This is a genomic window from Caldicellulosiruptor diazotrophicus, from assembly GCF_017347585.1.
Lineage (GTDB): Bacteria > Bacillota > Thermoanaerobacteria > Caldicellulosiruptorales > Caldicellulosiruptoraceae > Caldicellulosiruptor > Caldicellulosiruptor diazotrophicus.
Window position 1 is genome coordinate 2,459,345 of sequence record NZ_AP024480.1, and the last position, 13,917, is coordinate 2,473,261.

Annotated in this window: 16 protein-coding genes and 1 pseudogene; all 17 read right to left on the reverse strand. The window is 37.3% G+C overall.

Features of this window, described 5'->3' with window-relative positions:
* Positions 1–128: 128 nt before the first annotated feature.
* A pseudogene (locus tag CaldiYA01_RS12365) lies at positions 129–227 on the reverse strand (Rpn family recombination-promoting nuclease/putative transposase); the annotation flags it as partial.
* Between the two features lie 18 nt (positions 228–245).
* A complete protein-coding gene (locus CaldiYA01_RS11515) occupies positions 246–476 on the reverse strand; it encodes a type II toxin-antitoxin system MqsA family antitoxin (RefSeq protein ID WP_207182858.1) in 231 nt (76 codons plus the stop codon).
* Positions 477–513: 37 nt separating this feature from the next.
* Positions 514–729, reverse strand: a complete 216-nt coding sequence (locus CaldiYA01_RS11520) for a DUF4258 domain-containing protein (protein WP_307729583.1) — start codon at positions 727–729, stop codon at positions 514–516.
* A gap of 307 nt (positions 730–1,036) precedes the next feature.
* Entirely contained in the window at positions 1,037–1,480 is a 444-nt protein-coding gene (locus CaldiYA01_RS11525) for a hypothetical protein (protein WP_207179888.1), read from the reverse strand.
* 94 nt (positions 1,481–1,574) lie between these two features.
* Positions 1,575–2,189 carry an Athe_2463 domain-containing protein gene (locus CaldiYA01_RS11530; RefSeq protein WP_207179889.1) on the reverse strand — a complete coding sequence of 205 codons (615 nt, stop codon included), beginning with the start codon at positions 2,187–2,189 and terminating at the stop codon, positions 1,575–1,577.
* A gap of 19 nt (positions 2,190–2,208) precedes the next feature.
* Complete coding sequence (locus CaldiYA01_RS11535; RefSeq protein WP_207179891.1) at positions 2,209–4,080, reverse strand: hypothetical protein; 1,872 nt, start codon at positions 4,078–4,080, stop codon at positions 2,209–2,211.
* A 254-nt stretch (positions 4,081–4,334) separates the two neighbouring features.
* Positions 4,335–4,508: a hypothetical protein gene (locus CaldiYA01_RS11540; protein ID WP_207179893.1), complete on the reverse strand. Its 174-nt coding sequence runs from the start codon at positions 4,506–4,508 to the stop codon at positions 4,335–4,337.
* 180 nt (positions 4,509–4,688) lie between these two features.
* Entirely contained in the window at positions 4,689–4,913 is a 225-nt protein-coding gene (locus tag CaldiYA01_RS11545; RefSeq protein ID WP_207179895.1) for a type II toxin-antitoxin system HicA family toxin, read from the reverse strand.
* A 1-nt stretch (position 4,914) separates the two neighbouring features.
* Positions 4,915–5,115: a type II toxin-antitoxin system HicB family antitoxin gene (locus CaldiYA01_RS11550; protein ID WP_207179897.1), complete on the reverse strand. Its 201-nt coding sequence runs from the start codon at positions 5,113–5,115 to the stop codon at positions 4,915–4,917.
* A 340-nt stretch (positions 5,116–5,455) separates the two neighbouring features.
* Positions 5,456–6,418, reverse strand: a complete 963-nt coding sequence (locus tag CaldiYA01_RS11555; RefSeq protein WP_207179899.1) for an Rpn family recombination-promoting nuclease/putative transposase — start codon at positions 6,416–6,418, stop codon at positions 5,456–5,458.
* Between the two features lie 793 nt (positions 6,419–7,211).
* A complete protein-coding gene (locus CaldiYA01_RS11560; RefSeq protein WP_207179901.1) occupies positions 7,212–8,456 on the reverse strand; it encodes a hypothetical protein in 1,245 nt (414 codons plus the stop codon).
* Complete coding sequence (locus CaldiYA01_RS11565; protein WP_207179903.1) at positions 8,402–9,088, reverse strand: Athe_2463 domain-containing protein; 687 nt, start codon at positions 9,086–9,088, stop codon at positions 8,402–8,404. The genes CaldiYA01_RS11560 and CaldiYA01_RS11565 overlap by 55 nt, the downstream gene beginning before the upstream one ends.
* Before the next feature lie 20 nt (positions 9,089–9,108).
* A complete protein-coding gene (locus tag CaldiYA01_RS11570) occupies positions 9,109–10,977 on the reverse strand; it encodes a hypothetical protein (protein ID WP_207179905.1) in 1,869 nt (622 codons plus the stop codon).
* Between the two features lie 198 nt (positions 10,978–11,175).
* A complete protein-coding gene (locus tag CaldiYA01_RS11575; protein ID WP_238480539.1) occupies positions 11,176–11,523 on the reverse strand; it encodes a hypothetical protein in 348 nt (115 codons plus the stop codon).
* On the reverse strand, positions 11,495–12,262 hold the full coding sequence (locus tag CaldiYA01_RS11580) for an ImmA/IrrE family metallo-endopeptidase (RefSeq protein ID WP_207179913.1): 768 nt from the start codon (positions 12,260–12,262) through the stop codon (positions 11,495–11,497). The genes CaldiYA01_RS11575 and CaldiYA01_RS11580 overlap by 29 nt, the downstream gene beginning before the upstream one ends.
* The gene (locus CaldiYA01_RS11585; protein ID WP_013402333.1) at positions 12,255–12,611 is read right to left on the reverse strand and encodes a helix-turn-helix domain-containing protein; all 357 of its coding nucleotides are present in this window, start codon (positions 12,609–12,611) and stop codon (positions 12,255–12,257) included. Before CaldiYA01_RS11585 ends, CaldiYA01_RS11580 begins: the two co-directional genes overlap by 8 nt.
* 623 nt (positions 12,612–13,234) lie before the next feature.
* The gene (locus tag CaldiYA01_RS11590) at positions 13,235–13,849 is read right to left on the reverse strand and encodes a PBECR4 domain-containing protein (RefSeq protein ID WP_207179914.1); all 615 of its coding nucleotides are present in this window, start codon (positions 13,847–13,849) and stop codon (positions 13,235–13,237) included.
* Positions 13,850–13,917: the final 68 nt, after the last annotated feature.

The following is a 13,917-nucleotide window of genomic DNA, read 5'->3' on the forward strand; positions in this document are numbered from 1 at the left end:
TTTTTAATAATTATATCACAGCAATTTTTTTGCAAAATGTAAAATTTTCTACATGTGAACAGTGTGGCTAAGCTAAATGCATATCTGTAATTCATCCAGTAGTCTTGCAACATTTGATACAAACTCACCCATTCTATAATTATTTCTTGCAGTATATACCAATCTTTCTCAAGACCGTTGTACGTTACTATCGGAATTATTGCTGGAAGTTTCTTTACACCTTCTCGTTTTACTCATTTGTGGCTTTATGCGGCCATTTCAGAATAATTTGCAATAACAATTTCTGCTCTGTTTTTCAATAGCTCATCTACCATTTTTTCAAGTTTTTCAACAACTTCGTCGTCAAGGCATGATGCCCCGCATTGTTTACATACAAGAGCGGGAACATCCTTAATAATAATAGTTTGTTTTTCCATATCTACAATATGTTTAATTTTCCCTTCTATCATACTTGCACCGCACAATGAACATTTCATTCTTTCTTTATCACTTGTTCTGAAATCATCACACCACTCATCTTCGGATGGATAATAAGCGGTTATAAGCCATAACCATCCTTCTCCAACAGCACAAACAACATGCATTGCACTTCCCTTTTTTACTTTTCCCTAATACTAGGCAACTTGGATGAGGATAATCTTTATCGTACTGTCCTATAATTTCACCTTCCTGTATACATTCCAATATATCTGTTCTTGTTATATTTCTTTCTCTCATTCTTTGTATCATATGATTTTACCATTTTATTTTTCTTTTTTAACCAGTTTCCTTATCTTATCTATAACTAGTTACATTATTGTAAGTTTTATCCTATTTCTTCCTATTCTCAGTAAAAACTTTTATATGCAAACTATCAAAGAAAAGCTATCTGGTAATGATTATACCACAAATCGGTGTATTTATGCTACTAAAAAGCAAAAACCACAGCTCTTTGCTGTGGTAGTCTTTATTTTTACATTTCTGTAGACAGGTTTTGAACATGGCTTTGCTAACTGGTTTGCCTTCGTGTTTTGTTTTCGGGATGAATTTCTCATCCCTAGGCAGCAGAGCGCCAATTTGTAGACGTATTTTTAATACACTTTCCCTTACAGTTTTTATTTGTTTCTGGATCTTTATGTGTAATTTTAAAATAGTTAATGATAGTTGCATAACTTGTAACATCGTTTCTTGTCGTCACTAAACCTTCATAGTAAGGGTCTGCACCATTTGTGCCAAGATTGTCCGTAAGTTTACCTGTGATAAACACATTCACACTTGGTGACATGTTTGTTGCAGGGTCATATTTTAACACAGACCCGTTCTGGTCAAGTTTTACAAGATAACTGTACGAATCAAGGGTTATTGAAACTGAGTCTGAACGAAGCTTTGATGGGTCTTGTTTTATCACCATACCGGAGTATGTTCTGTACCAGAGCCCACCGTTTTTCCTGTGAACAATTACAACAGATGCACTTCCTTGGCTGTCTACACCCTTGAACACTGCTCTTTGTTTGAACTCATCCGGTGGTAATGTATCGCTACTAAACTTGGAAAATAGCTGACCAAGACTTTGCCCCGATTTTAAATCTTTAAGATTATATCTTGATTTCCATTACAGTCTCCCATTGATAACTTGCAACTTTGCTTGGGTCATAATCTGCCACGGCAAGTTTTGACTTTGTAAAGTTATCTAATTGACGGATTTCTGACCATGTTAGAATATTGGCATATTCTACTGGTTGTGTTCCATCACCATCGTTTGGAAATTCTTTGTCTGGAAAAAGGTCACCGTTCATAGTATAACCAGCATATCTGAACCAACCACGTGGACCTGTACCATCTCTGTTTTTATGAAAGTACCCATTGGGGTCTTCTTTGAAATTCCAAACAAAGTTGTTATCTGGCACATCCCATGGTGTACCATACACTACCATCCTTCGCTCTGCGTAGATTTCGCAGTTGAAGTATTCATCTTTGCCGTTAACCTTAATTGATTTATATGTGTTAATTTCTTCAGACTTGAAACCTGCCTGTTGCATCCAGTAACTTCTGTCCTTACCATTGTAACTATCATATCCGCCGTTATACAAATTAATATCATCTGCTTTAACTGTCTGCCATATCCCCGCTGGTGGAACAAGACTTAAAATTAATGAGAGTATACATAAAAAAGAAAGAGCTTTGAACAAGCTCTTGTGTTTTTTAAGCACCTTAATATCACCCCTTTATTTATTGAGTATATTTTGAATTTGGTTTTGCAGGGGAAAGAAACACGTAATAATTTTTCTCTCTTGTTTCAGTAAAGTACAAAGGTAATACAGTATAGAGTTCGTATTTAACTACATTAGCACCAAAGAGATATGCAGCATTAAAAACAATAAATACGTCCCCATATTGCTTGATAATTTTATTACTTTTGGATACAGATTTGATTTTTCCAAACGTGTAATAATTCAAATCTTTTTGAAGTTCATCTCTGTATGCTGGTGCAACGTAGGCAAGAAGTTTTGTTTTAGGATAGTCCCATAGACTAACCAATGGGTCGCAAATTCCAATTTTAGGATAATCAAATTCATCATATAGGACAATTGATTGCCCATTGAAGTTTAGTTCTGCTAAATCAATTGACCCTAACATGCTGTTTGTTTCAGCAATACTAAAACTACCAAAACCTTTTTCTGAAACATATTTGTTAGGTATTACATTCTTTGCCATTATAACAAATCTCATTGACTTTAGTTCTTCTATTCTAAATAAAGCTTGGGTAGAAGCCAAGGATACTCCACCGCCACTTTCATCTGCTTTTGTTTCAAGTTCTGTATATTTTTTCTTTTCCTTTTCAAAAATCATATATCTGCCTGTACCTATATTAGCTTCTGGAATCCAATAAGCTGAAGATTTTACACTAACCTCATCCAGCACATCTCTTTTGCTTTTATCGAACACTCTTGTAATCATCTGTACAGCTTCTGCTCTTGTTAGCGTTTTGCCTGCGTTGAAGTAGTAAACGCCAATGTACAGTGCTGACTGGTCTGGTGTGATAATGCCCAAATCTGCCAAGTGCAACATCGGTTCTCTGTAAAGCTGCGGTATCTTGCTGTAGTCCTTGCAGTAATAAGCAAACCTTGTATGGTCGGTTGGATATTTTCTGGGATAGTTTATTAAAAAGTCTTCAAGGTACATATTGAAATATGGGTGTTCTTTGATGTCGTAATATCCATAATAACCTTTCAAAGTAGTTCCTTTCTTCTCAAAATAATAACCGTAGTTTATCTGTGCTATATCCTCTCTTGTTATCGGGTAACCAAGCTTTGTAAACTTGCTGATAACATCTTCGGCTTTAGTAAGTATTTGTCTTGCATAGTCAATTGAACTATGAACACTTGCATCTATTGTAGCTGGAATACCTTTTGTATCCCTTACAATATCCATTGCAAACATCCAGCCTTTTTGCCACGGTCGTGGTGCGTATACCACTTTGTCAGGGTATTTCTTCTTGAACTCTGCAACTAATCCCAAAAAATCTTTGCTTATTTTATTTATCCCACCCACAGGGTCATATTTTATACCTTTGTATCTGTCCCATACATACTTGAATGTAGTCAAGCCGTCTGCGTATTTGTATTCCAGTATCAACAGTTGATAACCCTGAATAAAATCATCAAGGTCGTAACCTGGAACATAACCAAATTCATTTTCATATCCGCCAGGCCCACCGAAAAAGCAAATACCTCTCATGAATGCTTCTGTTGGTGGTACTCTTCTGACTGACACCGGTATGTTCTTGTTTTTGAGCTCCGGCACCGCATTTATTAACTTCCACACAATGTAGCTTGCCTGAGCTCGTGTTATGGGTCTGTCTTTTTTGACCTCTTGAGGTATCAAGCCCATTTTGACTGCCTTTCCCCAGTAGTCCAGAGGCTTATCCGGCTTTACCTTTGCACCTATTAAGAGCGATGTTACAAACTCATCTGCTGTGATGTAGTCTATTTTGTTTATTGCTGCCTGTACTTTCTGTGTGATTGTTCCTGCCTGTGCTACCGGGAAGGCAAAGGTTAAAAGCAGGCTCAGGATGACTGCAAAGCTCAAAAGTTTTCTCATGGCTACATCAACTCCTTTTGCTAAAGTTTTTTCTTATTATAGTTATACCATGATTTTGAAATTTGCTACACAAAAATTTTGCCTGCCCAAAAAACAAAAAGCCACGGCAAGGTTTTTTCCTGCAAACCTGTACCGTGGCTAACTTCCTTTTTATTTTTACATTTTTGTAGACGCATTTTGAACATGGTTTTGCTAACTGTTTTAATTATACATCGAATTTTTAAGTCTTGCAACATGGTTTGAAAACAGGGTACTTATTGTTTCAGTATTTCTTTTCCATTTTCTTCTTTAAACTCTTCTAATTCCTTCCTGACTTTTTCTGCTCTTTTGTGTACGTACTCTAAAAATTCTTGCAAAGTCATATTTTTTGTTTCTTCATAGAATTTCTCCTGAAACCGATGAATTTCTTGCATTACAGTGCTTTCCATAATTGTTACTCCTCATTTACAAGCATATCGTCACAAAAGCAAAAACCACAGCTCTTTGCTGTGGTAGCTTCTATTTTTACATTTTTGTAGACAGGTTTTAAGTGCAGTTTTCCCGCCTGAATTTATTATACACAAAATTTCAGTTTTTACAACAATGAAACTACTGGGTATTGAGAAAACCTAAAGGAGTTCCAAAAACTCTTCCAGACTTATTCCTGCTTGTTCCAGAATACTTTTCAATGTTCCTCTTGCAACTTCTTCATGCATTGGGACAATTACGACCCTTGTTGGGTTTTCTTTTTTGAGTTTGAGATGACTGCCTTTTTGTGCAACTTCCCTGAATCCAGCTTTTTTGAGTGCTCTTATTATTTCCTGTGGTTTTAGTATAGGATACCTGTAAGACATTTTATACTGCCACCTCTATGGTAGTTATCAACGGTGGCATTTGTGGTTTTTGTATTTCTTCGCCGTCGTAATAAAGTTCAATAGCTTCTTTTAAGTTAGCTATTGCTTCTTCGATGGTTTTCCCCTGTGAAGCTACACTGTTTTCTACGCATTTAGCGACATACCAGTTATCCTCTTTGCTTACTACTACTGTGAACAACATAACGAAACCACCTTTTTCTGTTTGAAAGTTTTTGCTTACAATTTTTATTATACCACACAGAAAAACAAAAACCACAGCTTTTGCTGTGGTAGTTTTTTATTTTTACATTTTTGTAGACAGATTTTAAGGTGTGGTTTTGCTAACTGGTTTTATTATACACCTTCTTTGCAGTTTTTGCAATACAATTTAAAAAGAGATTTTTCAAAGCTCTTTGACTACTGGAACAAGCCTTGTTTGGGCTTTTGGGCTGGTCGTTTTTTGACCAACATGACTTTTTAGTTACTATACCTTGACTCTGTTCCTGAAAACAAAAGGCAGGGTTAAAACCCCGCCTCAAAATCTATTGTTTTTGTTGTTGATTTCTAAGCTCTTTTACTTTTTCAATATCAAGTCCTGTTACTTTAGCTATAAAACTATCTTCTGCACCTTCAAGTATCAGATTCCTTGCTATCTCGAGTTGTGCTTCCATTCTGCCTTCAATCTTTCCTTCAATCTTTCCTTCAATTTTCCCTTCAATTTTGCTCTCTAACTTTATTTTTCTCTTTTCTTCTGCAAGTCCTTTTTTAATTTTCATTGCAGTACTTTGAAACATCTCTTCCACCCCCAAAATTTTTGATTTTTCAAACAACTCGTTGACTTCTTCCCGGGGTATCTTATAACTTTTCAGTACTGCATGATAAAGCCATTCTGCCAGCTCTTCTCTTTGTTCTTCCGGAATTCTGATGTTTTTGCCCAGTTCCAAAAGTCTTTCTACAACACTGTCCGGGTTTGTTGCAACCTGGTCTACGTACAGGGCAGCGGCAAGCACATTGTTGCCATTCAGCAGTTTATCCTCCGGTATATCTCTTACGTCGATGAAAATATAATTCAATCTCTGAACATACTCAGGAAAATCTTCTGCGTATTCAACGTTATCAGCGAATTGTGTCGCAGGTTGCCATTTTTCTACTCCATTATACAAAACCACTGGTACAACCACAGGAAGTCTTTTGTTTATCTGATACTTCTTTTGAATAAGAAATACGTACTCATAGATTCTGCAATGCATTTGCTTATTTGGCCTGCTTTGAAACTCCACCAGCAAGTATATCCACGATGATGAATAGGGGAGTCTGTATACCATATCAGAGCGTCGTACTTTCCACTGGTTGTTTATAGACTCTGTTGCAACAATCTCAATATCCGACTGTGTATAGTTTTTGAGTCTTGGTTCCGGGATTATTTCGGTTATAAACCAGCAAACATTTATCTTGTCTGAAAAAAGTTTTTTAAACCCCACATCATAGCTTCTTGTTAACTTCACAAACTGCAAACCCCCTTTTCCTGGCAAACTTCCAGGGGGCATATTGCCTTACAATCTAATTATACCACGAGAGTGAGCAGTTATACTACAAAAAAGCAAAAAGCCGCAATTTTTTTCTGTGACTTAATGTAGATGCATTGTGCTTATAGGTTCTCCCACTGACTCCATTATATCTCTAATTTTCAGTTTTTACAATACAACTCAGAGTTGAAATTCTCAAGACTTTTGTCTACTGGCACAGGTCATGTTTGGGCTTTTGAACCAGCTGTTTTGTAGCTGATATGACTTTTTTATGCAACACTTTTGTGAAATCGTTTACAAATCTTTTCCCTGTCCCTTTGCCTGTTTTGTCGCTTAACCCCAGCTCGAAAGCCCTTCTCAGGTTTGCCTGCTTCCTGCAAACCCGCTTGTATTCTTGTTTTGTGCCATATACCGGAGTCTGTTTTGAGCTTTCGAGCTGTCCTGTGTCTGCTGGGGTTTCAAAAAGTTTGATTTGCTTTGAATTAATTTTAGAATAGCAAACATTTGTTGGGGTAAGCAAAGTCTAATCATCGTTTTTACTCAATCCCCTTATAAAATCACTTATCAATTTCAATTTATTTCCTGGCATCTTAGAAGCTACATTAATTAACTCTAACAGCGCAGGAGAAAGTTCTATTTTTCCTTCAGAAAAAAATCGACCAATGTATTTTCGCTATGAACTGCTGTGAATACCCATTTTTGAATTGTCTTAGCCCCTGTCTCGCCCACCTTTGCAGTGGCTGAGATTTTTACTGTGTATGTAGTTGGGTTGCTATTTCTTATCAAGATTAATTACATCATTTGAATTTGCAAAAAGCACTGGTGTATCAGAATTTTCTTTCACACTGACTCTTGCCTGGACAGGTGCAGGAGGGTTTGACCAATCTGATGTATGCAAATTCCCGTTTGGGTCTTTCAAAACGTACCTGACCTTGCCGTAGTATGCCGGTGTACCTTCCTTGTTTGGCTGGATGTATGTTGTGTTGTAATCAAAAGTTTTGCTCTGTGTAAAGCTTGTGATGGATGTTGCTGTTGTATCATAGCTTTCGCTGTAATCCGGTGTTGTTGCACTTTGAACCCTGCTTCTGTCTTTGTCAATCACAAAGTCAAGTCTTACAACCCTCCAGCCTGCTGGTACTGTCATACCCGACACTTTTACAGGTTTTACTTTGTGCTGGATTGTTGATGGGTTGTACTGACCGTTTGAAATTACAACTTCGCTATAAGAAGGAGTTACTGAAAGTTGAAGCTGTGGTGCTGGTGGATTTGGAACTCTGATTGTAAATGTTAAGGTTGCTGAATTTTGTGAAAATACAGTTTTTGTTTTGCCATCCCCTACGTCAAATACTACCCGTGTTTCGCCTGTGACCACAACTGTATTATCTCCGTCTTTCAGCATATCTGCTGGTATATCAAATCGCCTGCCTTCTACTGCTGTCCTGAAGTTAACTGTATTAACATCTCTTTTGGTAACTATTGCATCTGTCCATCTGTTGATAATACTGCTACTAACAGGATTGCCATTGATTGTGATTGACGTTATCCTTGTTTGATACTGCAAAACGTCATTTCTTGTAAGGGCATTGTTGTCATAGTATGGGTTTGCTGAATTTGCCCCAAGCTGATCATCAAGTATCCCGTCAATGTAAAGGTCCACTGAAGGTTTTGTGTTGCTTCCATAGCGGTTATACTGCAAAACTGCACCATTCAAGCTGGACGAACCGCTGCCACTTGCAAAGCTCAAACCTGAAACTATTGTGCCATCAACAGTTTTTGTTGTAACTTTAGGACTGCCGCCCTGCGGAATAAAACCTGTATATGTTCTGTATCTGAGTCTGCCAGTAGAATCACGCCATACAATTCTTGCTGAAGCGTTGTGGTTTGCGTCGGTGCCAAGGTATGCAACATATGTGGGAAGTTGACTTACTGATGTCACTTTTCCGCTGTCAAAAAGCAATTGTTTCAAGGATTGGTAGGTACAGAATCTTTTTCTGTTAACAGGTGCAGATTCTGCCACAGTGTTTGCCAGTCAGAAGGAGATACCCTGCTCGGGTCATACCCTGCAAGACCAAGGTCATCTCTTGCCGAAGCAGGAACACTTGAGAGTTTAACCACTTCATTTGGCTGTACAACTTCCGGCTTTAAGTCAGGAGGGAAATTGGAGTCGGAAAACGGAGCTCCTGACTTTGAATATCCCAGGTATCTGAACCAGCCACGGACAGCTCCCGGTGTTCCTGGCAGTGCTAATTTGTATGACCCATTGCTTTGCTTGACGGCATAGAAATACCCATCTGCTGCCGGTTTGAATCCCGCTGGGGAAACAAGATGATTTTCTGGCACATCATCTGGTGTGCCATACACTACCTGCCCACGCTCTGCGTAGATTTCACAGTTGAAATATTCATCTTTGCCGTTAACTTGGATTTTATCAAGATATTTGTTAGGGTCTGTTGGGTCTTTTACCCCCGCTTTCTTTGCCCAGTCATAGCTACCTAAACCATTATAGCTTGTGTAACCGCCATTATATAGGGTTGTATCATCTGCATTAATTCTCTGCCATATCCCTACTGGTGGGACAAGACTTAAAATTAAAGACAATATACATAAAAAAGAAAGAGCCTTAAACAAGCTCCTGTGCTTATTATTCATCTTTCCCTTTTACCCCCCTTTTATTGTTTGTATTTTGGGTTTGGTTTTGCTATCAAGATTGGATAATAATTTTTATCAGTAAGCTTATACTGTGGTATCACTGTGTAAAGCTCATAATCCATTATTCTTCCGTGTATTGGTTTAGCTTTGTAATTGATATATACATCACCATATTGCTTCAAAATCTCTCCACTTTTACTCATACTTTTAACTTTTGCGGGTGTATAGTTTGCAAGGTCTTTCTTTAATTCATCTCTATATGCAAGCGGTACGTAATCAATCAATTGAGTTTTTTGATTGTCGGAAATCTCTACTTTAACACTGTCTACTTCATCATAAACGATACATCCTCTATCTCCTACACCAAAGCCAGCCAAATCATAATCTCCCAAGCTTATTTGTTGAGCCAATCCAAAGCCGCCATATCCTTGGGGATACAATTTTGCGTTAACCCTTGTGATACTCATTACTTTCGGTTCTTCTATCCTTACAATAACCTGTGGATTAGCAAATACAACTCCGCCTCCCATCTCATCAAAGGAATATTTATTTTGAGAAGTTACAAATTTACGCACAATATCGTCATAATAAACATAATATCCTAATCCTACTTCATTTTTGACAGCCCAATATTCCTGTACTTTTGAATTGAATTCATCTAGCACATCTCTTTTGCTTTTATCGAATACTCTTGCAATCATCTGTACAGCTTCTGCCCTTGTTAGCGTTTTGCCTGCATTGAAATAGTAAACGCCAATGTACAGTGCTGACTGGTCGGGTGTGATAATGCCCAAATCTGCTAAGTGCAACATCGGTTCTCTGTACATCTGCGGTATCTTGCTATAATCTTTGCAGTAGTAAGCAAACCTTGTATGGTCGGTTGGATATTTTCTGGGATAGTTTACTAAAAAGTCCTCAAGGTACATGTTGAAGTATGGATGTTCTTTGATGTTGTAGTTTGCTATACCGCCCTGAAATACTTCTCTTCCCTGTGTGTGATAAAGATAGGTTATCGCTGCTAAATCAAATCTGGTAAGGGGTATACCAAGCGGAGTACACAGGTCTATATCTGAAAATAACCAATCAATTATTCTTTCAGGACTATCTATGCTATATCTCTCCTTAACGTATTTCTTTGTATACGAATCAAAATTGGTACAATACACATCCGTCGGATATTTCAAATTCAACTTTTTTACCTCGACCAAAGGGTCTATTGTGAACATCCAGCCCTTCTGGTATGGACGTGGTGCGTATACTATCTTGTCAGGGTATTTTTTCTTGAATTCTGCGAGTATCTTTCTGAACGGGTCATCTATATACTTGTATGTTCCCGGTGCTAAACTGGCATCCTTGTATCTGTCCCACACATATTTGTATTCAGTCCTTCCGTCAGCGTATTTGTATTCCATTACCAGCAGTTGATAACCTTGAATAAAGTCGGTAAGGTCGTAGCCAACTATCTGCCTGTTGAAGATGTCATAATTGCTTGCAAGTGGTCCACCGAAAAAGCAAATACCTCTCATGAACGCTTCTGTTGGTGGTACTCTTCTGACTGACACCGGTATATTCTTATCCTTAAGCTCTGGCACTGCATTTATGAGTTTCCACACAATGTAGCTTGCCTGAGCTCGTGTTATGGGTCTGTCTTTTTTTACCTCTGCCGGTATCAAGCCCATAGTCTGAGCTTTCCCCCAGTAGTCTGCTATACCATTTGGCTTTACCTTTGCACCTATCAAGAGCGATGTTACAAACTCGCCTGCTGTGATGTAGTCTATTTTGTTTATTGCTGTCGTTACTGCCTGTGTGATTGTTCCTGCCTGTGCTACCGGGAAGGCAAAGGTTAAAAGCAGGCTCAGGATGACTGCAAAGCTTAAAAGTTTTCTCATGACTACATCAACTCCTTTTTGCTAAAGTTTTTTCTCATTATAGTTATACCATGATTTTGAAATTTGCTACACAAAAATTTTGCCTGCCCAAAAAATAAAAAGCCACGGCAAATTTACTTCCTAACTTTTGCCGTGGCTAACTTCCTTTTGATTTTACTTACCTTCGTTTTACTCATTTAAAAAATTTGACACTCTGTATTAACACCTAAAAGATACATTTGTGGCAATTGGTTCTAAATATATTATACCACTGCCAATAGGATTCTTTCTTCTCTCCTCATCTGTCAAGCTCTTAAACTCTTCCTCATAAGGGGTTAAAATTGGAATTCTTTCAAGGCGATACTCCTGATTTCTTATTTTTGACTCTATGTTATGAAACACATACTGATATGATTTGTATTTGAGCAATTTTTTTATTTCATTCAATACATCATCTGGAATGATAATGTGACCTGCGAAAAGTTTATCTACTATATCAAGTCTGTTTATCCATGAAAAGGAACAAATACAATCATTGTCAAAAACTATTGGCATCTTCAAATTCATTTATTTCACCTTCTGTATCCTGCTGGGGTTCAAACAACAAAGGTGCATATCCGCCCTCTACTAAAAGTTCCTCATATTTGCCGTATGAAATTCTGCCAGCTTCAAGTAGTTTTCTTGCAAGCTCTGCATACTCTGAATATACTTGAATTTCTTTATCTGATGTGTCTTTATAAAGCTGAGTAGAATATCCATATTCTTTTGCTTTGGCAATTACATTCTGGCTAAACTCTTTTTTCTGCTGTTCATTGATTATCCCCAGTTCTCTTAACCTTATTAACATGCACTGGTGACTTACCCCAAAGTATTGCTCCAGAAAGATTATATCACTAATCCCTATCTGTTTACCTTTTGTCTTTTTTTGCAGCACATATTTTAGCCCGTCGGCAGGGACCAAAAGATTAAGAGTAAAAATGTTTGCTTCTCTTTCTTCCGGGTTGTCATCTGCAAACTTTCTTATTGGGCAGATCCTGCTTACAACGCCTTTGCCATACTTGAAGTGGTAGTATTCATGTGCGGCTGTAAACCTCTGATGTCCCAGACTCTTTCTTGAATTGATTACTATCAGGTTTGCTTTGCCTTTTCGAGTAAATAAACCTGACATCTTGTTGCTCATTTCCATAATCACAACTGATATACCTTCAATCTCATGAAGGACTTTAAAAATGTCAACCGGTTCATAAAATGCAAGCCCAAGTTCTTTTCTTGTTTCCAGTGCTCTAAGCTCTGCAATATTACTCATTTTCTATCTCCTCACACATCCTGTACATCATATCAAGGTTCATTACAAACTCATTGGCAAAAGCTATAACCTCAAGGTCTTCGTCTGCAATTTCATCGGCTCTAAAATTAATCGCAACCTGTGTGTTTAATTGTTCATCGTCGCTTAAAAGGTAGTTGTAATCACAACCATATAACCTTGCAAGAGCCTGCAATGTAGCAACGCTTATTTCTCTTGCTCCGGTTTCATAATATGAAAGTTGTTCCTGAGTAATACCCAGGTATTTTGCAACCTGCTCCTGGGTAAAACCTCTTTGTTTTCTCAACTCTCGAAGTTTTTCACCTATTTTCTTGTATACCTCTTCTTTCATAAACATCACTCCATATAACCATTCGTTATAAATGTTCATTTCCTCTATTTAATTATACCATATTTGTTATCACAGTAAATAGTTTTTCTCCCAAGAAAAACAGAAAGCCACGGCAAGGTTTTTTCTGCAAACCTGTACCGTGGCTAACCTCCATTAACTCTTATTCAAGTTCGTTGTCGGTTTATTGTCGTTACAATTTTTACTGCAGACTTGTTTTAAAGTAGGATGAAAATGTATACTCAAGGCAAAACCAACGATGCTAAGAAATAAAAGGAAAAGAATAAAAGCCCGTGCAGTAAACTGGTATAATTTGTTATCTACTGTACCATGCAGCAGAAATAGTATGACTAATGCAGGTATTGCCAGGAATACGCTAATAACCCATACCAAAAACACTTCAAACCATATAGATTTCTTCTTTTTTGTATTATCCATCTTTCTTCCCCTTCTTTGATTTTCTCAAGCTTTTCAATAATATTTATACGGCACTTTTCAAAATTTCGACACAGAATTTTTTGTTGTTAAAAACAGAAAAGTCACAGATAGTTTTTGGAGCAAACTATCTGTGACTAACTTCTTTTTGAAGGGTTTTCCGATTACATTCGCAGCAGAATCCTTACTTATTATTGCCTTTTTTGCATTAAGAATTTTTTTGTTCCGTATTTTTTTACCTTCTTCAGTCTGTGCACTCTCTGTTGACTCAATATTCTCACGTTTTTAATTTGAACTAACTTTTGATTCCTGCAATACTTATCAGGCTGGCGACGTTGAACTATAAAGGTCTCTGGACAGTATATCTTTGGTTTTTCGCTCCTTTCTCTAATCCCCAAATAAAGATAAACAGGTTTGTTCGCTTCTATTTCTATTCTGAAGAACAAAAATTTGGACTGGAGCTTGCAGTTTTGCAGTTTACTGGGGTCAAAATCAATTATGTATTTGCTATTTGTTAATATGGGGAGTATATCAAAAAATTTTATTCTATCCTCAATTTCGTTGAAATATTTGCTTGTTTTCAGGCAAGCAAAAGTGATTTTTCCTTCATTGATGCTTTTAAAAACTCTATCTGGGGGTGCTTTTGACAAATGCGGTCTGTCAAGAAGTTTATGTAAACCTAATAAATGTTTTAAATTCCTTTTCCCACACTTTAGTATTATTTTTTGTCCATCATCTAAAGTATACACAAAATACTTTCCTATTACCTCTTTGTAATTTTCAAGTGCTTGTTGCAACTGATCCATAAAAGAAGAACCCCCTTTAAAGCAAAAACCCTGGGCATTATGACCCAGGGTCTACTCCTTTACCTATA